A 22977-nucleotide genomic window follows, 5' to 3' on the forward strand; every position below is an offset into this window, starting at 1 on the left:
ACCGCACGCGGTTGTCCACAGCGGTTGTCCACAGGAATCACCAAGAGCCGCCCAAACCCGAAGGACATTCCTATACTTCGCTGAAGCGGCCACATTCGTGGGGGGAGTGGCACAGTGCAGCAGCAGCAACGCGCGCCCGCGCCGGTCGCCGACGGGGCGGCCGGCGACGAGTCGACGGACGTCCGCTCCGGCGCGCCACCGCCCACCGGACGGCACCGCTCCTGGCCCTGGCAGGCGGTCCTCACCTGGCTGCCGCTGCCGCTCGCCGCCGCCCTGTGGCTGTACGCGCTGCCGCGCATCGGCTTCCGCGACATCGGGGACTACGGGCTGCTGGACCGGTTCCCGGCCGCGTACTACGCGGCGCTCGCCGTGCTCACGGCCGGGTTCCTGGTCACGCTGCGGCGCGCGGGGACGGCGCCCTGGTGGCCGGCGACGTACTGCGTGGCCATGCTGGTGGCGCTCAAGGCACCGCCCGCCGTGCTGTACGACTCGGTGCGGTACGCGTGGGCGGCCAAGCACGACGAGGTGATCACCCGGCTGCTGGCGGAGGGCACGGTCCACCCGTACACCGAGCTGTCGGGCGGAATGTCGGCGTACGACCAGTGGCCGGGGTTCTTCTCGCTCAACGCCGCGCTGGTACGCGCCTTCGGCGTGGACGTGGCCGCCTCGTACATCAACTGGGCGCCCGTCGCCCTCGGCGTCCTGACGCTGCCCGTCCTGATGCTGGTCTACCGCACCTTCAGCGACGACTGGCGCCTGGTGTGGACCGGGGTGTGGATCTTCCAGCTGGCCAACTGGGTGGGCCAGGACTACCTCTCCCCGCAGGGCTTCTCCTACCTGCTGTACCTGACCGTCTTCGCCGTCGTCGTACGGCACTTCGTGCGGCCGGGCTCGGCCGGGCCGCTGCGCGACCGGGCGCGGCTCGACCCGGCGGCGGCCACCGTCCCGCCGCCGACCGGGACCCGGCAGCGCGCGGTGTGCGTGCTGATCATCGCCCCGCTGATCGCGACCATCAACGCCTCCCACCAGCTGACCCCCGTGATGCTGTGCGCCACACTGTTCGCGCTCTGCCTCACGCGCCGCTACCGCAACATCGGGCTGCTCGTCGTCACCGGCGTCATCATGATCGTCTGGGACCTGACGATGGGCCGGGTGCTGTTCCTGGAGACGCTGAGCACGCTGCGCGACTCGGCCGGCGACCTGCTGAGCAACTCCCGCGCCGGGTACGCCGGTGAGCCCACCGGACCCGGGCCCGAGCTGGTCGGCACCGCCAACATCCTCATGGTGCTGGTCCTCGCCGCCCTCGCCGGCACGGCGGTGGTGCTGCGCCGCAGGCTGGTCCGCAGCGCCCTGCCGCTGCTGCTGGCCGCCGCCGCGCCCGTACCGATGTTCGCCGTCAACGACTACGGCGGCGAAATGCTCTTCCGCGTCTACCTGTTCGGGCTGCCCGGTACGGCGTTCTTCGCGGCCGCCGCGCTGGTCCCGGCGGCCGGCGCCACCGGGCGGGCCTCCCGTGCCGCCCGGCGCGTCACGGCCGTCGCCCTGCCGGTCGCGCTGACCGCGCTGCTGGCCGGGTTCCTGCCCTCGTACTACGGCAAGGAGGGCATGCACTACGCGCCGCCCGCCGAGGTGGCGCTGGTGAAGCGCGCGTACGACCGGGCTCCGGCGGGCTCGCTGATCCTGGCGACGACGGGGTCGTTCCCGGGCGCGTACACGCGCTACGACCAGTACGAGCGGTGGTTCTTCACCGAACAGGAAGTGCCCGAGAACCTGAAGATGCTCCGCGACCCGGCGGGCTACCTGGCGCGCGGTATCCCCGAGGGGCGGCGGGCGTACGTGATCCTCACCCCGACACAGGAGGAGGCCGTCATCGGGGAGGGCTACCTGCCACCGGGCAGCTTCGACGGCCTGACGGCCGACCTCAGGGGCTCGCCGCTCTTCCGCGTGGTGGAGGACAGCGAGCACGGGCTCGTCCTCGAATACCGGCAGCGGTGACAGGGAGGCCGCCATGCAGCTCAACCGCACACAGCCCAACCGCACACAGCCCAACCGCACACAGCCCAACCGCACGCTGCTCAGCCGCACACCGCTCAGCCGTACGCAGCTCAGAGTCGGACTGGCGCTCTCCGGATGGCTCGCCCTCGGCGCCACCGCCCTGCCCGGCGGCTCGCCACTGCGCTGGATCCCCCTCCTCGTGTTCGTGACCCTCGGGCCCGGGCTCGCGCTGCTCCACCCGCAGCCGGCGGGGCTCAGGCCCGGGGCCCGGCTGGAGGCCCTGGCACTGGCCGCGCCGGTCAGCCTGTCGCTGGCCACACTCACCGCGACCTCGCTGTTCCTGGTGGAGGGGTTCTCCACGACCGCGTTCCTGGTGTCGCTGGCGGCCTTCGTCACGGTGGCCGCCGCCCTCCCGGGCGTCCCGCTCCCGGCGGCCACGCGCGGCGCCGCCGGACGTGCTCAACCCAGGGGAGACGGATGACCGGGCGGCACTCCAGTGGTTCGCGCGCGGGCATGTACACGGCGCTGGTGCTGGCCGTCGTCGGGGCGCTGCTCATCGGGATCGGGATATGGGCGGCCGCCGGACCGGACGACACCGAGGGGCTTCCGCGCGACGCCGCCTCCGGCGACGTACCGAAAGGCCCCTGCGCGCCGACCGCGTTACTGGAGCCCCCGTGCGGGGCCTGGTGGGGCGCCTATGTGCCGTACGCGGCGAACGGCTCCCTCAAGGACGCGGTCCTGACGTTCGAGCGGAAGATCGGCCGCAAGCTCGACCTCGTCTACAACTACCACGACATGTCGGGCACCGAGCTCGACGGACAGCTCCTCACCGCCGACGAACAGGAACTCGGCCGCGACCGGCTGCTGATGCTGGCGTGGGAGTCCACCGTCTGGACCGAGCCCCACCACGCCAACTGGACCGAACGGCAGCTCGGCTGGAAGAACATCGCCTCCGGCGCGTACGACGAGGAGATCATCGACCCGCAGGCCCGCCGCATCAAGGCGTACGGCAAACGCGTCTTCTTCTCCTTCGACCAGGAGACCGACTTCCGTATCAAGGAAGGCGCGGGCACCCCTGCCGAGTTCGTGGCCGCCTGGCGCCACATCCACGACCGGTTCGAGGAGCTGGGCGTGGACAACGTGGTGTGGGTGTGGACGGTCTCCGGGTATCTGGGGCACGCCGAGCAGATGAAGCAGCTGTACCCGGGCGACCGTTACGTCGACTGGATCGGGATGGACCAGTACAACTACTACCTCTGCCACAAGTCACCGAACTGGCTGGACTTCGACCGCAGCCAGCGCCCCTCCTACGACTGGCTGCGCGCCAACATCTCCGGCGACAAGCCCCTCATGCTGGCTGAGTTCGCCACCGCCCCCGACCCCCGGCAGCCGCAGCGCCAGCGCGACTGGTACGCGGAGATCCCGGAGGTCGCACCGACCCTGCCCAAGGTGAAGGCGATGGTCCACTGGAACCGTCCGGTGCCGGGCGAGGGGTGCGACCTGACCGTCAACGACGGTCCCGGACTGGAGGGGTACCGCCTGGCCGGACAGTCCGACTACTTCAAGCAGCCGGTCCCGCCCCGGTAGACCGGCCCCGGTAGCGCCGGGCGACGAGCGCCGCCACGGCCGCCGCGCCGAATCCCGCGGACACGGGCAGCGCGGCCGCCGCGAACGCGTCCTGCGCCGCCCACCCCGCCACCGCCAGCACCCACACGACGCCCGCCACGACCCGCCTGTCCGCCCCGCCCGCCCGCAGCGCCACCGCCGCCAGGCCCAGGCACAGCACCTGGAGCACCGGCGGCAGCACGCCCAGCACCGCGTCCGCCCCGCCCGCCCCGTCCGGGCCGCCCGGCCCCGGCAGCCCCGTCCACCCCGCCACCTCGGCGGCGAGCCGCGCCACCGCCGCGGCGCCCGGCCCGCCCACCGCGTCCGGCCGGACGCCCACCAGTGGCGGGGCGGAGTGCAGGGCGGCGACCGTCACCAGCAGGGCCGCGCCGATCAAGGCGGGGCGCAGCCGTTCCAGCGAGACGGCCGCGCAGTACACGACGACCAGCAGGATCCCCGCCGTGACCGTGACCGGCGGCAGCACCTCCAGCAGCTCGGCGCCCGTCAGGTGGTCCCGGCCGGCCTGGCGCGCCCCCGCGAACGGCACCCAGAACAGCGCGGCCGCCAGCGCCAGCAGCAGCCACAGCCACCGGGCGAGCCACCGCTCACCGCCGCCGCCCCCGGCGGGTTCGGCCTCCCGTACGTACACCGGCAGCCCGAACGCGGGCGTCGCCGTGTCGTGCCCGCTCCCCAGATGCCCGCGCCGCACATACCCGCCCGCGTACCCCTCCCGCGAATGCGCCCGCTCCGCCGCCTCGCGCGCCCAGCGCGTCCCGTACTCCGGCGCACCCGCCCGCCCACGCCCCCGCCCACGCGCCTGCCCGCGCCACCTCACCGGACGGGGTTCCCGCCCCAGCAGCGCCCCCCGAAGCCCCGGCGCCGACACCAGGGCCATCACCACCATGGACAGCAGCATCGCGAGCCCCGCGCCCGCGATCCCCGCCGGGCTCATCAGCACCGCCGCGCTGCCCAGCACCAGCACGCACATCGCCCCCTGCACGGCGGCCAGCACTCCCGTGCGGCCCTGCACCCTGAGGACCCCGATGTACAGCTCCACCGCGACGCGCGGCAGGGCCGCCGCCGCCAGCAGCCGCAGCACGAGCGTGCCGTGCTCGGCGTACGCGGGCCCGAACGGCGCGAGGATCTGCGGGGCGAACACCACCAGCACCAGCACCACCGGCACCAGCAGCAGCGCCATCCGGCGCAGCGCGCCTCGCACGCCCTCGGCGAGCGAACCGGGGCTGTGCGAGGCGTGCGCGGTGAGCGAGGAGGCCATGTTGATGGCCATGAACTCCATGGTCCCGCCGACCGTGTACGCGGTGTAGAAGTAGCCGTTGTGTGCGGCGTCGAAGCGGACCGCGACCATCACCGGCAGCAGGTTGATCATCGCCAGGCTGAACAGCGCGCCCACCGAGTCCCCGGCGAGGAACCGTCCCATCTCCCGTGGCGTGGGCGGCTCCCGGTGCCGGTCGGCGGCGGCTTGGCGCGGGATGAGCCGGCGGAAGACCAGCCAGCCCAGTGGCAGGACGGACAGGGCGATGGCGACGGCCCACGAGACGAAGATGCCCAGCACGGGCAGGACGGTCGCGAAGGCGACCAGCAGCAACAGCTTGGCCGTGGAGAAGACGGCGTTGCCCACCGGCACCCACACCGCCTTGCGCAGCCCGGTCAGCACCCCGTCCTGGAGGGTGAGCAGCGCCCACGCCACGCACGCGACCGTGAAGAACACCCCGGCGCCCAGGCCGCGCAGCGGCGCGTACGAGGGCCCCCACAGGTCCAGCGTGAGCAGGAACGCCACACTGGCGAGGCACACCACAAGGGAGCTGATGGCGTACGCGCGCCACACCAGCGGCCCCGTCGCCCGTCCCGCGCGCGGCACGTACCGGACCACCGCGCCGATCATGGTCGTGGCGGTGATCGAGGAGAGCAGCCGCATGGCGGCGATGGCGGCGGAGCCCTGCCCGACGGCCTCCTCGGTGTAGTAGCGGGCGGCGACCAGCCAGAAGCCGAGGCCGAGCGCGGCGGAGACTCCGGTGGAGAGCATCAGGGCGTAGGCGTTGCGGAACATCGAGTCGCCGCTGGGCCGTTCGCCGCCCGGCCGTGCGGCGGTGCTGTGCCGGACCGCCGTGTCAGTCACCGTGAGCGGGCGCGGGCCGGGCGCCCGAGGCGCGCAGGACGTCGAGGATCGTGTCCGCCCGCAGCGGGTTCGCGGGCAGCGCGTGCCGGGCGAACCAGCGGGCGGCCTCCGGCGCGGGGGAGGGGTCGGTGAAGGGGGCGCCCGCGTAGTCGTCCAGCGGCGGGTCGTACAGGTACCCGGTGGTCACGCGGGCCCGGGCGAGGGCGGCGATGGCCGCGTCCCGGTCGGCGACCAGCAGCGGGACGCGGAACAGCGGCTGGACCGGGCCCTCCGGTACGGCCCAGGGTGAGGCGAGCAGCCTCTCCGTACCGGCGCGGTGGGCCGCCAGCGTCGCGTCCAGGCGTCCGAGGAGCCGCCGCGTACGCCGTAGCCGGGCCCGCCCGGGCGTGAGCCGGTAGTCGTGCATGTCGACCCGCACCCAGGAGTGGAAGGGTACGAGGCCGGGGGCGTCGCCCATCGCCGCCTTCAGCTCGCCGGGGCGCAGCGGCATCCGGATCTCCTCGCGCTCCTCCATGCCGAGCACCCGCATCCCGGCCCGCGCGGCCTTCACCAGGCGCAGGCCCCGCACGGCGGCCTCGGCGTACGGCCGTGCGGCGTAGGCGAGTTCGGCGGTGAGCCGCGTCGGGCGCAGCAACTCGTCACGGGCGCGGAGGAGTTCGGTACGCAAGCCCGGGTCCCGTACCGCGAGGAAGCCGCCGGTCTTGGCGCCCGTGTGCTTGGAGAGGCTGAAGACGGACGCGTCGCCGTACGTGCCGACGGGCCGGCCGCCGACCTCGCTGCCGATCGCGTGCGCCGCGTCCTCCAGCAGCGGGATGCCCAGCCGGCCGCACCTGGCCGCCAGTTCGGGGGCCGGGTCGGGGTTTCCGTACAGGTTGGTGGTCAGGACCGCCGACAGGCCGCGCCAGACGTCGTCGGGGACGGCGTCGACGTCGATCGACGCGTCCCCGGGCTTGAGCGGCGCCTGTACGGGACGTAGACCGGCGGCGAGGACGACGAAGAAGATGACGTCGTCGTTGACGGGCGACATGAGCACCCGGCCGCCGGGCGGGCAGAAGTGGCGCAGCGCCACATACAGCCCGAGCCGGCAGGACGGCACGTACAGGCACTCCCTGCCGAGGCGCCCGCGCATCAGCCCTTCCAGAGCCTCTTCCACAGTCGTGTGGACCATGTGATTCCCCCCTGAGCCCCGGGCCAATGTCGCCCCATCGGGACGACCCCGTCAAGAAGGCGTAGGGGCGGGCGAAGGGCCCGTCCCTTGACGGAACGGGCCCTTCGGGAGCCTGCGGGAGGCGGCCGCACGGCCCGCTTCGGGAGCCTGCTGGAGGCGGCCGCACGGCCGGTCATTCGTCGAGGGTGAGACCCTTGCGAAGTTTGCCCAGCGTGCGGGAGAGCAGACGTGAGACATGCATCTGCGAGATGTTGAGCTCCTCGCCGATCTCCGACTGCGTGAGCCCGGCGACGAAGCGGAGGGAGAGGATCTTCCGGTCACGCGCCGGGAGGGAGGCGATCAGCGGCTTGAGGGACTCGATGTACTCGATGCCTTCGAGCCCGTGGTCCTCGTAGCCGATGCGGTCCGCCAGCGCGCCCTCGGAGTCGTCCTCCTCGGGCTGGGCGTCGAGCGAGCTGGCGGTGTACGCGTTGCTCGCCGCCATGCCCTCGACGACTTCCTCCTTGGTGATCCCGAGCTTCTCGGCGAGCTCGGCCACGGTGGGCGAGCGGTCGAGCTGCTGGGCCAGCTCGTCCCCGGCCTTGGCCAGGTCGAGGCGGAGTTCCTGGAGCCGGCGCGGGACGCGCACGGACCAGGAGGTGTCGCGGAAGAACCGCTTGATCTCTCCGACGATGGTTGGCATCGCGAAGGTGGGGAACTCGACCCCTCGGCTGAGTTCGAAGCGGTCGATGGCCTTGATGAGACCGATGGTGCCGACCTGGATGATGTCCTCCATCGGCTCGCTGCGGGAGCGGAACCGGGAGGCGGCGAACTTGACCAGGGCGAGGTTGAGTTCGACCAGCGTGTTGCGGACGTACGCGTACTCGTGCGTCCCTTCCTCAAGGCTTTCGAGGCGCGCGAAAAGCGTCTTGGACAGGGCCCTCGCGTCGAGTGGTTCGACTTCGTCGTACGGGGGGATGTCGGGCAGGCCGAGCTCTTCGGTGACGAGCTGCTCGGGCTGCTCGAACGCGTCGATCTGGTGGGGCGGAGTTGCCGACGGCGCGTGGGGGGTACGCGTTTCGTCGAGCCGGGGTGACATGGTCTCCTCCATCGTTCTCGGCATATGGCCGCCGATGCCCAAAAGAATGTGGCTGCGGTGTGCGGCGCCTCCAAAGCCGGCCGTGTTGGTTGTGTCCCTACTAGCCCTACCCGCTTCGCACGGATCGTTGCAAGTGTCAATTGTCCCATATGCCCGGCTTGTGGGTAAGTACTCGACCGTCGACTACCGACGGCCGGGCAGAGGGCGTAGGGTTCTACCGACTCAACGGCATCGGCGAAGAGGGACGGCATGGACCGCGGGACGGTCGGCAGCGCGAATCAGGGCCGACTCAAGGTCGGGGTCCGGACGGAAGGCCGCAGCGAGGTTCTCACGCCGGCGGGTGAGCTGGATCACCACACCGCCGAGCTGCTGCGCGAGCCGCTGGACGCCGCGCTGGAACAGGGCCGCACACGCCTGGTGATCGACTGCTCGCAGCTTGCGTTCTGCGACTCCACCGGGCTCAACGTGCTGCTCGGGGCCCGCCTGAAGGCGGAGGCCGCGGGCGGAGGGGTGCACCTCGCGGGGATGCAGCCCGTGGTGGCCAGGGTGTTCGAGATCACTGGCGCGGAGGCGGTTTTCACCGTCCACGCCTCGCTGGAAGCAGCACTCGCCGACTGAACCGACAAAGCGGGTGTTGTCCCGGATCGGCCGGGCAGAAGAACCCCGCGGCAGCTGTACGGGGAAGCTCCATACGCTCCGTGACGGCACAGTGGCCGCTCTGTGACGACGTAATGGCGACTTGGTGAATTCGGTGAGGTGAAGCGCTGATGGGTACCACCCAGCAGCATCCGCCGAGCGATCTCGGCCCCCAGCCCGACGGCTCCTGCCTCGGTGTCGGTGCCTCGGTCCCGGCTGCCTCCGCCGTGTCCACCACGCCGGAGATGAGGTCCGACATGTCAGGTGCGGCGTCCGGGGTGAGTCCCGGGGCGACGCCCGCGGGGCGCCGGACGCGGCGGCTGTCGCTGGGCAGTGCCAGCGGGATCGTTCCGCTCGCCCGGGACTTCACCCGGCAGGCGCTCTACGACTGGGGCTGGCTCCCGGCGGCCACCGCCGACCGGCGGGCCGCCGCCGAGGACGTCCTGCTGGTCGTCTCCGAACTCGTCACCAACGCGTGCCTGCACGCCGAGGGCCCCGAGGAACTGCGCGTCTCGCTCGACGCGAAGGTGCTGCGGCTGGAGGTCGAGGACCGGGGCGCCGGCCAGCCCGCGCCGCGCACCCCGCACCGGGCCGGGCGGCCGGGCGGACACGGCATGTTCATCGTCCAGCGCCTCTGCCTGGACTGGGGGGTCGTCCGGTCCACGGGCATGCCCGGCAAGACGGTCTGGGCGGAACTCGCGGCACCCGCTTAGCGCCCGCGCGTTTTTCGCGGCAGTTGTGGAGCACGGCGATACGCCGTGCTCTTTGTCTTCCCTCCCCAAGGCCACGGGCGTACCTTGAGCGCCAATCTGATGAGCCGTCAGACATTGGGGTGATCTCGAGGTGTCGTACCAGAAGCGGACAACTCCGGCGCTGACGGCGGCGGTCACGGGCGTGGCGGTCGCGGGCGCGATGGTGCTGACGGCCGCACCCGCCGCCCATGCCACCGTCGTGGACGTCGACTACGCGTGCCAGACGCCGATCGGACCCAAGGGCGCCGTGTCACCGATCGACATCACGAGCGTGAAGAGCGGCAGCGGCTACCGCCTCACCATGTCGTTCCGCAAGGGCGTCTCCTCCAGCCCCGTGGAGCTCGGCAAGGGCGCCATGAACCCGAGCGCGGTCATCGAGGTGGGCGGCGCCGACAAGGGGACGGTCAAGGTCTCGGGACCCGCGAACGCGACCGCGATCCCCGCCAACACCCCCATCAAGATCAGTGACTTGACGGGGACGTACACCCCGGGCAAGAGCGGCAAGGTCACGTTCACCGCCGGCGTACTGACCATCAAGGCCCTCGGTACGACGACGACGTGCACGCCCAAGAACAACCCGAAGCCGTCACTGGAACTGGACGTCACGGCGTCCGGGGCCGGGTCCACACCGTCGGGTGACGGCGAACTGCCCAGGACCGGGCCGCTCGACTCGGCGGTCGCGCTCGGCACCCTCGGCGGCACGGTCCTGCTCACGGGCGCCGCCGGGGTGCTGTGGCTGACCCGCCGGACCCGCCGGGTGTGATGCCGTGCGCGCCCGTGCCGTGGCAGCCGTACTCACCGCCCTCGGGTGCGCCCTGATGCCGGCGCCGGCGGTGGGGGAGGGCCGGCCCTACATCTACCTGGAGGGGCCGCCCGGCACCGTGCTCGAAGACGTGCTGTCGCTGACCAACCCCGGTACGCGGCCGCTCACGCTGCGGCTGCGCGCCACCGCCCCGTGGGTCGCCTTCGCCGTGAACCCGGTCACCGTGCCGCCCCGCACCCGCGCCGACGTGCCCTTCTCCGTCACCGTCCCCCCGGACGCCCCGCCCGGCGACCACACGGGCGCCCTGCACGCGGGGGACGACGTGACCGTGCCGGTACGGCTGCGGGTGGGCGGCCCGCGACTGGCGGCGCTCACCGTCGAGGACGTCCGGATCGCGGGCGGCGCCATCCACTACGCGCTGGTCAACCGGGGCAACACCGTGCTGGCGCCGCGCCTCGCGGTGCGGGCGGAGGGCCTGTTCGGCGAGGTGCTGCGCCGTCCGGAGCGCCCGCTGCGACTGGAGCTGGGCCCTGGCCGGCGGGTGGAGCTCGCCGAACCGTGGCCGGACCGGGACCGCCCGGCCGTGGACCGCGTCACCGTCCGGCTGGACGCCACGGCCGGGGGCGACGCGCGGGCGGCGGCGGAGGCGACGAGGACGTTCGGCACGGGGTGGGCGGCGGCGGCCGTACCGGTCCTGGCTTCGGCGGCGGGCGCGGTGACGTGGTGGGTACGGCGCCGGCGGCGCGGGGCGAGGGGAGCGGAAGCGTGAGGGCGTACCGGTGGGTGGCGGGGGCCGTGCTGGTGGCGTGCGTGCTCGTCGGGCTCCCCGCGCCGGGCGGCGCCGCCGCCGAGAACCGCCCCGCCGTCACGCTCTCCCGCCCCGAGGCGGCCAAGGGCGCCGAGATCACGGTGGAGGGGACCGGCTGGCGCCCCAAGGCGCTGCTGATGCTCCTGGTGTGCGGCGAGAACATGGCGAGCGGCACCAACTCGTGCGCCAACGCCGCCGGGCGCGCCGTCACCACCGACGCGAGCGGCGCGTTCAGCAAGAAGCTCCCGGTCGCGCCGCCGCCGCGGCCCTGCCCGTGCGTGGTCCACGTGGCGACGGTCACCGGCGACCGGGCGACCGCCGACGCCCCGCTGACTATCACCGGCCACCCGGTCGCCCCCCTGCCGGAACCGTCCGGCGACGGTCGGCTCGCCGTGCTGGCGTCCACCCGCCTCGAAGGGTCCAGCGGCGTCCTCGTCTGGTTCGGCGCCCCGGCCCGGCGCCGGCTCGTCCTCACCGTCGGCAACCTCGGTACGGCACCGGTCAAGGACCCCGTCTTCCAGGTCGGCACCGCGCACGGCGTGTACGCCCCGCAGTGGGAGGAGCGGCAGTGGCGCGGCACCGTCCAGCCGGGCCGCAAGGCGCTGGTGGAGCTGCCGGTCCAGCTGGCGGCGGGCGCGCACGGCGACTACCAGGTCTCGGTGAAGTACGGCGGCAAGGTCCTGGCCGAACAGCCGTGGCGGGTGGGGCGGCCGTGGGGCGTGACGCTCTTCTGGGTGCTGCTGGCCGTGGTCGTACCGGCCGCGCTGTTCCGCACCGCGATGGCGGTCGTGGACCGCGTACGACCCCAAAGCCGACCGAGCCGACCGAGCCGACACAGCCGTCCCCACCCCACCCGCACGGTGAGCCTGCCCTGGTTCGCCCCGGACTCCGCACCGTCAGAGAACCGACCCACGACGAAGGGACATTCGTGAGCACGCAACGGAGGATGAGCGCGGCCGGAGTCGCGCTGATGCTCGGCGGCGCGGGGATCCTGCTGGCCGCGGGACCCGCCCAGGCGGCCGAGGTGTCGTACGCGACGGAGTGCGTCCCGCCGCCCATCTCGGGCCTGCCACCGGTACAGGGCACCACCAAGGTCCTGATCACCGCGCCGGCGGAGGCGAAGGTCGGCGACGAGGTGGAGGTGGTGTGGAAGACGGTCGAGGCCGCGTCCAAGAACCCCGACGTCCTGGACCTGGAGAAGGACACCGTCAAGCCGACCGGCACGCTGAAGGTCACGGGCGCGCAGACCGCCGACCTGGCGATGGAGGGCCCGCGGCAGAACCCGCCGATCCCCAAGAACAGCCCCATGGTGCTGCCCGACATGAAGGGCAAGCTGAAGCTCACGGCGGCGGGTGAGATCACGCTGACGCCGGGTGCGTACACCATCAACGTCTCCAAGCCGCTGTCCACGGACACCACGTGCACGCCGAAGGAGACGGTGCAGCCCGCCGCGACGATCAAGGTGACGGAGGGCGGCGGGGGTACGACGGGCGGCACGACGACGTCCGGCGGCACGACGAGCAGTGGCGGCACGACGACGTCCGGCGGTACGACGACGTCCGGCGGTACGACGAGCAGTGGCGGCACCTCCGGCTCCGGCGGTACGGACTCGGGCGGTACGACGAGCAGTGGCGGGTCCACCGCGGGCGGCACGAGCGGTGGCGGCGGCGGGCAGACCGACTTCGAGGGCAAGGAGGTCTCTGTCGCGTACGCCTGCAAGACGCCCATCGGCGACAAGAACGCGACCTCCCCGGTGAAGATCAACGCCAAGCGGAACGGCGGGAACTTCGACCTCACGGTGAAGTTCTCCAAGTCCGTGATGGACAGCCCCGCCGACATCCCGAAGGACTCGGTCAAGCCGTCCATGGAGGTCAGGCTCGGCGGCGCGGACAAGGGCTTCGTCCATGTGGAGGGCCCCACCAACAAGGAGCCGATCAAGGCCGGCCAGCCGATCGAGATCCCCGACCTCACCGGCACGTACAAGCCCGGTGCCACCGGCAAGGCGACGCTCAGCCCCGGCGTCCTCACGGTCAAGGCGCTCGGTACGACGACGACCTGCACCCCGCCCGCGAACGTGCCGGTCTCCCTGGAGCTGGACACCTCCGCCCAGCCGGGCGGCGCCTCGGGCGGCACGGCCGGCTCGGGCGGCTCCACCGGAGGCGGCGGCGCCTCCGGAACCACCGGCGGGTCCACCACCGGCGGGTCCGCCTCCGGTGGCGGCCTCGCCGACACGGGCGCCGAGGACGCGGGCGCCCTGCGCGCCCTGGCCCTGGTCGCCGGCACGGTGATCCTGCTGGGCGGCGCGGTGTTCACGTTCACACCGTGGCGGCTGCTCAAGCGCTGACACGCGCGGCGAAACGGCGAAGGGCCGCCGCACCGAACCCGGTGCGGCGGCCCTTCCCACGCGCGTACGTGTCAGTGCACGTTGCCCATCATCGTCTGGACCTTCTTGCGGTACATGTACACCGCCAGACCGGCCACGGCCGCCAGCGAGGCCTCCATGGCGATGATCCCGGTCCCGTTGAGGTCGACGCCCGCCAGGGACAGCAGCCCCGTGGTGCAGTCGCCCGCGGTGACCGCGAGGAACCAGACGCCCATCATCTGCGAGGCGTACTTCTGCGGCGCCATCTTGGTGGTCACCGACAGGCCGACCGGGGAGAGGCACAGCTCACCGATGGTCTGGATCATGTAGATCGAGACCAGCCACATCGGCGACACCTTGGTGCCGTCACCCGCCATCCCCATCGGGACGATGAAGACGAAGAACGACGCGCCGACGAGGACCAGGCCCATCGCGAACTTCACGACGGTGCTGGGCTCCTGGTTCTTGCGCGCCAGCCACAGCCACAGCCAGGCGAAGACCGGGGCCAGCGCCATGACGAACAGCGGGTTCAGCGACTGGTACCAGGTGGCCGAGAAGTCGAACCCGAAGACGCTGCCGGCGGTCTTGTCGTCGGCGAACAGGGACAGCGTCGAGCCGCCCTGGTCGTAGATCATCCAGAACACGGCGGCGGCCACGAAGAACCAGATGTAGCCGTTCATCTTCGACTGCTCGCCCGCCGACAGCTCCTTGTCGCGCTTGATGCGCACCAGGACGGCGACCGGGATGACCAGACCGGCGAGGGTCAGCGGCACCAGCGCCCAGTTCAGCGTGTACGCGCCCAGGGCGACGACGGCACCGTAGAACACGGCGACGGCCACGACCGCGCCCGTCACCTTGAGCAGGATCGCGCGGCGCTCCTCGGGGCTCAGCGGGTTCGGGACGACGCTGCTCTTCGGGCTCAGGTGGCGCGTACCGAGCAGGAACTGGAGCAGGCCCAGGCCCATGCCGACCGCGGCGAGCGCGAAACCGATGTGCCAGTTGACTTCCTTGCCGACCGTGCCGATGACGAGCGGGGCGACGAAGGCGCCGAGGTTGATGCCGATGTAGAAGATCGTGAAGCCACCGTCGCGGCGCGGGTCCTCCGGGCCGTCGTACAGGTGGCCGACCATCGTGGAGATGTTGGCCTTCAGCAGACCGGAACCGGCCGCGACGAGGATCAGGCCGAGGAAGAAGACCGCCTGGCCGGGCAGCGCCAGGCACAGGTGGCCGAGCATGATCACGGCGCCGGCGACGGCGACCGTCTTGCGGGCGCCCCAGACGCGGTCACCGAACCAGCCGCCCGGCATGGCCATCAGGTAGACCATCGACACGTAGACGGAGTAGATGGCCGTGGCCGTGGCCGCGGTCATCGCCAGGCCGCCGCCCTGGCTGCCGGTCGCGGCGTCGGCGCCGCCCGAGACCAGGTAGTACACGAGGAGGGCGCGCATGCCGTAGTAGCTGAAGCGCTCCCACATCTCCGTCAGGAAGAGAGTGGCCAGGCCGCGGGGGTGGCCGAAGAAGGCTGTGTCGCCGCCGGTGGTGCGGGGCGAATCCTTCGTCAGGCTGGACGCCATGGGTCGATCCTTGCTTGCTCGGGACGCGCTGCGCTTTGTGAGCGGTCACGCGCCCGGTGGGGGGCGGCCGGCACCGGCACGGATTCCGATCGCACCCCACGCCCGAACAGGGGTTCGCCCCCGTGTCACGCACGGGGGCGAGGGATCGGACCGCACCGGGATCCACGCCCCGGACATGTCATCACGGCACGGGGCCCGGCCCACAGGTCATTCACTGTCTCAAGGCTGGCAGAACCGGCCTTGCGCAGAAAGAGAACTTTGGCGCTGTTAACGGGCCAAAGGTCCCGGATAGTGCATCAGGCGTCTCGCCACCATACGACACGACAGTGCAGCATATGGAAGGACTTGAGAGATGGATCACAGGTGTTTGCGGAACCGGTGAAGCTGCTTTGAAGGTGTCAGCCGAGATGGACCCCATATTCGCAGGTCATGTTGATCATCGTGCGATCCCCCGGCGGGGCGTGTCGGGCGCGGACTACCATCACCCCATGACCCGTGTACTGCTCGCCGAGGACGACGCATCCATCTCGGAGCCGCTGGCCCGCGCCCTGCGGCGGGAGGGTTACGAGGTCGAGGTACGGGAGGACGGGCCGGGCGCGCTCGACGCCGGACTGCAGGGCCACGTCGACCTGGTCGTCCTGGACCTCGGGCTGCCCGGGATGGACGGGCTAGAAGTGGCCCGGCGGCTGCGCTCCGAGGGCCTCTCGGTGCCCATCCTGGTCCTGACGGCCCGCGCCGACGAGGTTGACACCGTTGTCGGACTGGACGCGGGCGCCGACGACTACGTCACCAAACCGTTCCGCCTCGCCGAGCTGCTCGCCCGCGTCCGGGCCCTGCTGCGGCGCGGCGCCAGCGAACCCGCCCCCGCCCCCGCGACGCACGGCGTGCGCATCGACGTCGAGTCGCACCGCGCCTGGATGGGCGACGAGGAGCTCCAGCTCACCGCCAAGGAGTTCGACCTGCTGCGAGTCCTCGTCCGCGACGCCGGCCGGGTCGTCACCCGCGACCAGCTGATGCGCGAGGTGTGGGACACCACCTGGTGGTCCTCCACCAAGACCCTCGACATGCACATCTCCTGGCTGCGCAAGAAGCTCGGCGACGACGCCGCCAACCCCCGCTACATCGCCACCGTGCGCGGCGTGGGATTCCGCTTCGAGAAGAGCTAGGCACCGAAAGCAGGCACCGTGCGCCGCCGACTGATCAACTCCACGCTCGCCGTGGTCCTCGTCGTCATCGCCGTCTTCGGGGTCTCCCTGGTGATCGTCGAGACGCGCACCATCAGCAGCAGCGCCCAGGAGAGCGTGGACTCCGAGGCGGTCCGGCTGGTCAGCATCGTCGAGAGCCGGCTCGTCGGCGGCGAGCCCGTCAACCCGGGCATCCTCGCCCAGCAGAGCGGCGCCAAGCGGTACGCCCTGATCGAGATCCCCGGCCGCGCCCCCATCGAGATCGGCGACCGCCCCGAGGACAGCGTCATCCGCGGCACCGCCGACGGCAAGCGCGGCGAGAAGGTCACCGTCGAGGAGTCCCGCTCCACCATCACCACCGAGGTCGGCCGCACCCTGCTGATCATCGGCGCCGTGGCGCTGCTCGCCGTGATCGCCGCCGTCCTCCTCGCCGTACGCCAGGCCAACCGCCTCGCCTCGCCGCTCACCGACCTCGCCGAGACCGCCGAACGGCTCGGCTCCGGCGACCCCAGGCCCCGCCACAAGCGGTACGGCGTGCCGGAGCTCGACCGGGTGGCCGACGTCCTCGACGCCTCCGCCGAGCGGATCGCCCGGATGCTCACCGCCGAGCGGCGACTGGCCGCCGACGCCTCGCACCAGCTGCGTACGCCGCTGACCGCGCTGTCCATGCGGCTGGAGGAGATCTCCGAGACCGACGACCTGACCACCGTCAAGGAGGAGGCGCACATCGCCCTCACCCAGGTCGAGCGGCTCACCGACGTCGTCCAGCGGCTGCTGACCAATTCGCGCGACCCGCGCACCGGCTCGGCGATCGCCTTCGACCTCGACGAGGTCGTCAAGCAGCAGATCGAGGAGTGGCGCCCGGCCTACCGCAGCGCGGGGCGGGCGATCGTACGGTCCGGGAAGGTCGGCATGCGGGCCGTCGGCACCCCCGGTGCGGTCGCCCAGGTACTGGCCGCGCTGATCGAGAACTCGCTGATGCACGGGGGCGGCACGGTCGCCCTGCGCACCCGGGTCACCGGGAACCAGGCCGTCGTCGAGGTCACCGACGAGGGCCCGGGCGTACCGCCGGACCTGGGGGCGCGGATCTTCGAGCGGACCATCAGCGGCCGCAACTCCACCGGGATCGGGCTCGCCGTCGCCCGCGACCTCGCGGAGGCGGACGGCGGCCGGCTGGAGCTGCTCCAGCAGCAGCCGGCCGTCTTCGCGCTGTTCCTCAGCCGCGAGGTGCCCAGCCGCAAGGACAAGCCGGGCGGTGAAGAGCCCCGTACGGTCCGCTAGCGGCGCGGGGCGACCGGCTCGCCGGTCCGCTCCGGCTCGGCCCGGCGCTGCTCAAGGAACGATTCCGCAGCCGGTACGGGCTCGTGGCCCGGCAGCGTACGGAAGACCCACGTCCGGTACGACCAGAAGCGGAACAGGGTCGCCACACCGATCCCGAAGAACTTGAAGAAGTTGTTCTGCAGCGGGCTGTCCCAGCCGAAGCCGTACGTCGCGGCGTACAGCACACCGTTCTCGATGACCAGCCCCGCCAGGCTGAACAGCAGGAAGAGCGTCAGCTCCTTCGTACGCCGGCTCTTGTCACGGTCCCGGTACGTGAAGTAACGGAACCCCACGTAGTTGAACGCGATGGCGACGACCGTGGCCAGCAGGCTGGCCCGGACGACCGGGAGCTCCGTGGTGTGCCGCAGCAGGTTGAAGACCGCCATGTTCACCAGCAGGCCGAGGCCGCCGACGAGACCGAATTTGGCGATCTCGCGGACGAGCTGGTCCAGCCGCACGCGCAGTGCGCCCCGTTCACTCATGGTGATCTTTCAGCCCCGTCCGGTCGAGTGGGTCAACCAAGCCATGCTAACCACCCGCCCCTGACCGCGCGCGGGGACGGATAAAGGCCCCCCGCGGGGGCCGGATACCCTAAGAGGGTGACGTTTCCGGTAGTAGGCATGGTGGGCGGCGGACAGCTCGCCCGGATGACTCACGAGGCGGGCATCCCCCTCGGCATCAAGTTCAAGCTCCTCAGCGACTCCCCCCAGGACTCCGCGGCCCAGGTGGTGAGCGAGGTCGTCATCGGCGACTATCGCGACCTGGACACACTGCGTGAGTTCGCACGCGGCTGCGATGTGATCACGTTCGATCACGAGCACGTACCGACCGAGCACCTGCGGGCCCTGGAGGCGGACGGCATTCCCGTCCGGCCGGGGCCCGACGCATTGGTGCACGCCCAGGACAAGGGCGTGATGCGGGCCAGGCTCGACGAGATCGGCGCACCGTGCCCGCGCCACCGCATCGTGAAGGACCCGGCGGACGCGGCGGCCTTCGCCGCCGAGACCGGGGGCTTCCCGATCATCCTCAAGACGGTGCGCGGCGGGTACGACGGCAAGGGCGTGTGGTTCGTCCGCTCCGAGGACGACGCCCGCGACCCGTTCCTGGCGGGCGTGCCGGTCCTCGCGGAGGAGAAGGTCGACTTCGTACGCGAGCTGGCGGCCAACATCGTCCGCTCCCCGCACGGCCAGGCCGTGGCGTACCCCGTCGTCGAATCACGGCAGGTCGACGGCGTCTGCGACACCGTCATCGCCCCCGCGCCCGGCCTGTCGGCCGAGCTGGCCGGCCAGGCCCAGGAGCTCGCGCTGCGCATCGCCAAGGAACTGGACGTCGTCGGCCACCTCGCCGTCGAGCTGTTCGAGACCCGCGACGGCCGCATCCTCGTCAACGAGCTGGCCATGCGCCCCCACAACTCGGGCCACTGGACCCAGGACGGCGCGGTCACCTCGCAGTTCGCCAACCATGTACGGGCCGTGCTCGACCTGCCGCTCGGCGACCCGCGCCCGCGCGCCACGTGGACCGTCATGTGCAACGTGCTGGGCGGCGACTACCCCGACATGTACCAGGCCTACCTGCACTGCATGGCCCGTGACCCCCAGCTGAAGATCCATATGTACGGCAAGGACGTGAAGCCCGGCCGCAAGGTGGGGCACGTCAACACCTACGGCGACGACCTCGACGACGTGCTGGACCGCGCGCGTCACGCCGCCGGCTACCTGCGAGGAACGATCGTTGAGTAACCCCCTGGACACTCCGCTCGTGGGCATCGTCATGGGCTCCGACTCCGACTGGCCCGTCATGGAGGCCGCCGCGTCGGCCCTCGACGAGTTCGAGATCCCGTACGAGGTCGACGTCGTCTCCGCGCACCGGATGCCGCGCGAAATGATCGCGTACGGGGAGCGCGCCGCCGACCGGGGCCTGAAGGCGGTCATCGCGGGCGCCGGCGGCGCCGCGCACCTGCCCGGCATGCTCGCCTCGGTCACCCCGCTGCCGGTCATCGGTGTGCCCGTGCCGTTGAAGTACCTGGACGGCATGGACTCCCTCCTGTCGATCGTCCAGATGCCCGCGGGCGTCCCCGTGGCCACCGTCTCGGTGGGCGGGGCGCGCAACGCGGGCCTGCTGGCGGCGCGCATCCTGGCGACCTCCGACCCCGACCTCCTGACCCGCATGGCCGACTTCCAGCAGGAGCTGAACGACCAGGCGACCGAGAAGGGCAAGCGGCTGCGGGCGAAGGTCGAGGGCTCGGCGTCCTTCGGTTTCGCCAAGTGACGGCCGGCCGTTTCCAGGACGAGGCGCGCGAGCTGCTCGCCTCGTACCCCGTGGTCGACGGCCACAACGACCTGCCGTGGGCGCTGCGCGAGCACGCCGGCTACGACCTGGACCGCCTCGACATCGGGGCGGACCAGACGGGCCGGCTCCACACCGACATCCCGCGACTGCGGGCGGGCGGCGTCGGCGCCCAGTTCTGGTCGGTGTACGTGCGCACCGGCATGGCGGGCGACGACGCGGTCAGCGCGACGCTGGAGCAGATCGACTGCGTCGACCGGCTGCTCGCCCGCCACCCGGCCGACCTGGCGCCCGCGCTGACCGCCGACGACATGGAGGCGGCGCGGGCCTCCGGGCGCATCGCGTCGCTCAAGGGCGCCGAGGGCGGCCACTCCATCAACAACTCGATGGCCACCCTGCGGGCGCTGTACGCCCTCGGCGTCCGCTACATGACCCTGACCCACAACGACAACGTCCCCTGGGCCGACTCGGCGACGGACGCCCCGGGCGTCGGGGGCCTCTCCCCGTTCGGCCGGGAGGTCGTCCGTGAGATGAACCGCCTCGGCATGCTGGTGGACCTCTCGCACGTGGCCGACACGACGATGCGTGACGCGCTGGCGGTGTCCGAGGCCCCGGTGATCTTCTCGCACTCCTCCTCCCGGGCCGTGTGCGACCACCCCCGCAACATCCCCGACGACGTGCTGGCGCTCCTCCCCGCCAACGGGGGCGTCGCCATGGCCACGTTCGTCCCCAAGTTCGTCCTCCCCGCCGCCGTCGACTGGACCCGGCGGGCCGACGAGAACATGCGGGCGCACGGCTTCCACCACCTGGACACCACCCCCGAGGCGATGCGCGTCCACGCGGCCTTCGAGGAGGCCCACCCGCGCCCGGTCGCCACCGTCGCCACGGTCGCGGACCACCTCGACCACATGCGGGAGGTCGCGGGCATCGACCACATCGGCATCGGCGGCGACTTCGACGGCACGGCGTTCACCCCGTCGGACCTGCCGGACGTCTCGGCGTACCCGAACCTCATCGCCGAGCTCCTCGCCCGCAGGTGGTCCCGTACGGACCTGGCGAAGCTCACCTGGCACAACCCGCTGCGCGCCCTCCGCGACGCGGAATCCGTCTCCCGCTCCCTGTCGGCCCGCCCCGCCTCCACGGCCACGCTCACGTCCCTGGACACCTGACCACCCGCCGGGGCCGCCGGTGGGAGCGGGGTGCGGCCCCTCCGGGCTCACCTCCTCGAGCCCGGCGGCCGAGCCCTGCCGGGGCCGGGCGACGGCCTGACCCGGTGGGCGGTGGGGTGCGGCCCCTCCGGGCTCACCTCCTCGAGGCCGGCGGCCTTGGGTTTCGCGATGGGGAGCTCATGTGCCGCCGCCAACCTCTGCGGGGGCGACCCTGCACGGCCACACCCCGGTCGTACGCCGTCTGCGGGCGGTGGGTCCCCCTGTGCCGTGTACGGCGAGGAGGGGCCGTGCAGGGTCGCCCCCGCAGCCGACGGCGGCGAGATACGGCCACCAGGGCGCTCGGGCGCCCCGCCGACGGCGAGGAGGTGAGCCCGGAGGGGCCCCGACCCTTGCCCACCGGCAGCAACCGCGTCGGCCCCGCGCCGCACGGCTCCCCGCGCCGCATGGCTCCCCGCGCCGCACGGCACCCCGCGCCGCACGGCACCCCGCGCCGCACGGCTCCCCGCGCCGCACGGCTCCCCGCGCCGCACGGCTCCCCGCGCCGCACGGCACCCCGCGCCGCTCCGGCTGGGTCACCCGGACGCAGTACGTCGCCGCGACCCCCGCCCCGCCCCGTGCCACCGTGGGCGTATCGAACAGCGGCTCGTCGCCCGTCCCGGAGCGGAGCTCCCCCATGGCAGACCTGCAGGACCACCCGTACGCAGCACCCTCCGCGATCGGTGAACTCGACGACACGCCCGACGGCGCCGCCGAGGCGCCCACGCCCGCCGAGGTCGACATCGAGCGGGCCCGCGTGCTGCTCGCCGCGCAGCTGGTGGTCGACGGTCACAACACCCTCGCCCAGGAGCTGGACCGCACCCACTGGCACGACCTCCAGCACGGCTCGGCCCTGCTCGACACCGACATCCCGCGCATCCGCGCCGGCGGCGTCGGCGCGCAGTTCTGGTCGCTGCACGTACCGCCCGGCCCCGCCGCCGTGCAGGACACACTGGACCGAATAGACGCCGTACGCACCCTCATCGCGTCCTGCCCGGAGGCCCTGCGGCTCGCCCTCACCGCCGCCGACATGGTCCAGGCCCGCGACTGCGGCCGGATCGCGTCCCTCCTCGGGCCCGTCTCCGGCGCCGCCCTCGGCGACTCGCTGGCCACCCTCCGCGCCTACCACGCGCTCGGCGTCCGCAGCGTGAGCATCGCCGGTACGCACTGGACGGCCGACCGCGCCGGCCTGACGCCGTTCGGCGAGGAGGCGGTGCGCGAGATGAACCGCCTCGGGGTCCTCGTCGACCTCTCCGGCGCCTCCGAGCCCACCATGGACCGGGTCCTCGACGTTTCCAAGGCGCCGGTCATCCTCTCCCACTCGGCGGCCCACGCCCTCACCCCGCACTCCGCCAACGTCCCCGACGACGTACTGCGCCGCCTGCACGCCAACGCGGGCGTCTGCATGGTGAGCTTCGCGCCCGACCAGGTGGCCCGCCACGCCGGTCAGCCGGCCACCCTGTGGGACGTGGCCGACCATGTGGAGCGCGTCCGTGAGGTCGCCGGGCCGGAGTGCGTCGGGCTGTCGGGTTCGTACGGCATGGCGACCGACGCCCCGCACACCATCGGCCTCGAAGACGCGTCCTGCTACCCGAACCTCATCGCCGAGCTGCTGCACCGCGACTGGTCCGAGGCCGACATCGCCGCCCTGACGTGGGGCAACGCGGCCCGTGTCGTGCGCGAGGCGGCGGAGGCCGCGCAACCGGCGTAGGGCCTACGCGCGGCACAGGCAGAACGGGTGCCCCGCCGGATCCGCGTACACCCGGAAGCCCCGCTCGCCCCCGTGGTCGTCGACGTCCAGCGGACGGGCGCCGAGCGTGAGGACCTGCTCGTGCGCGGCGTCGAGGTCCTCGACGTCGAGGTCCAGGTGGAGCTGCTGGGAGTTCCGGTCGGCCCGCGGCCATTCGGGCGGGCGAAGGTCCGGCGCGCGCTGGAAGGCGAGCCGCTGCCCGTCGGGGAGGTACAGGTCGATCCAGTCCTCGTCGCCGGGATCGCCCTTCACGTCACCACCGAGGATCGCGGCGTAGAACTCGGCGAGCCGGCGCGGTTCGGGACAGTCGATCGCGGTGAGGGTGAGTGTCGCAAAGCCCATGGCGCCCGAGTG

Annotated in this window: 21 protein-coding genes; 15 read left to right on the forward strand and 6 right to left on the reverse strand. The window is 72.4% G+C overall.

The features are described 5' to 3' along the window. Positions 1-114: 114 nt before the first annotated feature. The 3 genes from AMK26_RS28200 to AMK26_RS28210 are packed head-to-tail and all read left to right on the forward strand — an operon-like array spanning position 115 to position 3582. Positions 115-1995, forward strand: coding sequence for a hypothetical protein (locus tag AMK26_RS28200; protein ID WP_241838099.1), 1881 nt, complete (start codon positions 115-117; stop codon positions 1993-1995). 13 nt (positions 1996-2008) lie between these two features. Next, positions 2009-2476 carry a hypothetical protein gene (locus AMK26_RS28205; RefSeq protein WP_241838100.1) on the forward strand — a complete coding sequence of 156 codons (468 nt, stop codon included), beginning with the start codon at positions 2009-2011 and terminating at the stop codon, positions 2474-2476. After that, a complete protein-coding gene (locus tag AMK26_RS28210; protein WP_198944179.1) occupies positions 2473-3582 on the forward strand; it encodes a glycoside hydrolase family 26 protein in 1110 nt (369 codons plus the stop codon). The genes AMK26_RS28205 and AMK26_RS28210 overlap by 4 nt, the downstream gene beginning before the upstream one ends. On the opposite strand, the gene AMK26_RS28215 is transcribed toward AMK26_RS28210, so the two are convergent. From AMK26_RS28215 to AMK26_RS28225, 3 genes are all read right to left on the reverse strand, one after another. Continuing rightward, entirely contained in the window at positions 3557-5668 is a 2112-nt protein-coding gene (locus AMK26_RS28215; RefSeq protein WP_073757673.1) for a lipopolysaccharide biosynthesis protein, read from the reverse strand. The genes AMK26_RS28210 and AMK26_RS28215 overlap by 26 nt on opposite strands. A 61-nt stretch (positions 5669-5729) precedes the next feature. Further along, positions 5730-6866 carry a DegT/DnrJ/EryC1/StrS family aminotransferase gene (locus AMK26_RS28220; RefSeq protein WP_073757675.1) on the reverse strand — a complete coding sequence of 379 codons (1137 nt, stop codon included), beginning with the start codon at positions 6864-6866 and terminating at the stop codon, positions 5730-5732. 211 nt (positions 6867-7077) lie between these two features. After that, positions 7078-7983, reverse strand: a complete 906-nt coding sequence (locus AMK26_RS28225) for an RNA polymerase sigma factor SigF (RefSeq protein WP_073757881.1) — start codon at positions 7981-7983, stop codon at positions 7078-7080. A gap of 249 nt (positions 7984-8232) precedes the next feature. On the opposite strand from AMK26_RS28225, the gene AMK26_RS28230 reads away from it, so the two are divergent. The 6 genes from AMK26_RS28230 to AMK26_RS28255 all read left to right on the forward strand — a co-directional run bounded on the left by AMK26_RS28230 (position 8233) and on the right by AMK26_RS28255 (position 13286). Then, positions 8233-8601, forward strand: coding sequence for an STAS domain-containing protein (locus AMK26_RS28230; RefSeq protein WP_073757677.1), 369 nt, complete (start codon positions 8233-8235; stop codon positions 8599-8601). Positions 8602-8750: 149 nt separating this feature from the next. Further along, positions 8751-9332, forward strand: coding sequence for an ATP-binding protein (locus AMK26_RS28235; protein ID WP_073757679.1), 582 nt, complete (start codon positions 8751-8753; stop codon positions 9330-9332). A 130-nt stretch (positions 9333-9462) separates the two neighbouring features. Next, positions 9463-10134 (forward strand): peptidase, encoded by a 672-nt coding sequence (locus AMK26_RS28240; RefSeq protein ID WP_073757681.1) that lies wholly within the window; start codon positions 9463-9465, stop codon positions 10132-10134. A gap of 4 nt (positions 10135-10138) precedes the next feature. Continuing rightward, positions 10139-10903: a hypothetical protein gene (locus AMK26_RS36445; RefSeq protein WP_073757683.1), complete on the forward strand. Its 765-nt coding sequence runs from the start codon at positions 10139-10141 to the stop codon at positions 10901-10903. Further along, positions 10900-11874 (forward strand): neocarzinostatin apoprotein domain-containing protein, encoded by a 975-nt coding sequence (locus AMK26_RS28250; protein WP_073757883.1) that lies wholly within the window; start codon positions 10900-10902, stop codon positions 11872-11874. Before AMK26_RS36445 ends, AMK26_RS28250 begins: the two co-directional genes overlap by 4 nt. 14 nt (positions 11875-11888) lie before the next feature. Beyond that, a complete protein-coding gene (locus AMK26_RS28255; RefSeq protein ID WP_073757685.1) occupies positions 11889-13286 on the forward strand; it encodes a hypothetical protein in 1398 nt (465 codons plus the stop codon). A gap of 71 nt (positions 13287-13357) precedes the next feature. Here AMK26_RS28255 and AMK26_RS28260 read toward each other — a convergent pair whose 3' ends face one another. Further along, on the reverse strand, positions 13358-14878 hold the full coding sequence (locus AMK26_RS28260; protein WP_073757687.1) for a peptide MFS transporter: 1521 nt from the start codon (positions 14876-14878) through the stop codon (positions 13358-13360). Between the two features lie 488 nt (positions 14879-15366). Between AMK26_RS28260 and AMK26_RS28265 the strand changes: the two genes are divergently transcribed. Both AMK26_RS28265 and AMK26_RS28270 read left to right on the forward strand, forming a co-directional pair. Then, positions 15367-16044, forward strand: a complete 678-nt coding sequence (locus AMK26_RS28265; protein ID WP_107421056.1) for a response regulator transcription factor — start codon at positions 15367-15369, stop codon at positions 16042-16044. 18 nt (positions 16045-16062) lie between these two features. Next, positions 16063-17343: an ATP-binding protein gene (locus AMK26_RS28270; RefSeq protein WP_073757691.1), complete on the forward strand. Its 1281-nt coding sequence runs from the start codon at positions 16063-16065 to the stop codon at positions 17341-17343. On the opposite strand, the gene AMK26_RS28275 is transcribed toward AMK26_RS28270, so the two are convergent. Beyond that, entirely contained in the window at positions 17340-17864 is a 525-nt protein-coding gene (locus AMK26_RS28275; protein ID WP_073757693.1) for a GtrA family protein, read from the reverse strand. The genes AMK26_RS28270 and AMK26_RS28275 overlap by 4 nt on opposite strands. A gap of 117 nt (positions 17865-17981) precedes the next feature. On the opposite strand from AMK26_RS28275, the gene AMK26_RS28280 reads away from it, so the two are divergent. The 4 genes from AMK26_RS28280 to AMK26_RS28295 all read left to right on the forward strand — a co-directional run bounded on the left by AMK26_RS28280 (position 17982) and on the right by AMK26_RS28295 (position 22584). Next, positions 17982-19121 (forward strand): 5-(carboxyamino)imidazole ribonucleotide synthase, encoded by a 1140-nt coding sequence (locus AMK26_RS28280; RefSeq protein WP_073757695.1) that lies wholly within the window; start codon positions 17982-17984, stop codon positions 19119-19121. 31 nt (positions 19122-19152) lie between these two features. Beyond that, positions 19153-19650: a 5-(carboxyamino)imidazole ribonucleotide mutase gene (purE, locus tag AMK26_RS28285; protein WP_073757885.1), complete on the forward strand. Its 498-nt coding sequence runs from the start codon at positions 19153-19155 to the stop codon at positions 19648-19650. After that, positions 19647-20837 carry a dipeptidase gene (locus tag AMK26_RS28290; protein ID WP_073757697.1) on the forward strand — a complete coding sequence of 397 codons (1191 nt, stop codon included), beginning with the start codon at positions 19647-19649 and terminating at the stop codon, positions 20835-20837. The genes purE and AMK26_RS28290 overlap by 4 nt, the downstream gene beginning before the upstream one ends. A 673-nt stretch (positions 20838-21510) precedes the next feature. After that, positions 21511-22584, forward strand: a complete 1074-nt coding sequence (locus AMK26_RS28295) for a dipeptidase (protein WP_073757699.1) — start codon at positions 21511-21513, stop codon at positions 22582-22584. Positions 22585-22587: 3 nt separating this feature from the next. Here the strand turns inward: AMK26_RS28295 and AMK26_RS28300 are convergent, their stop codons facing one another. Continuing rightward, positions 22588-22965: a VOC family protein gene (locus AMK26_RS28300; protein WP_073757701.1), complete on the reverse strand. Its 378-nt coding sequence runs from the start codon at positions 22963-22965 to the stop codon at positions 22588-22590. Between the last annotated feature and the right edge of the window lie 12 nt (positions 22966-22977).

The sequence above is a fragment of the Streptomyces sp. CB03234 genome (genome assembly GCF_001905885.1).
Lineage (GTDB): Bacteria > Actinomycetota > Actinomycetes > Streptomycetales > Streptomycetaceae > Streptomyces.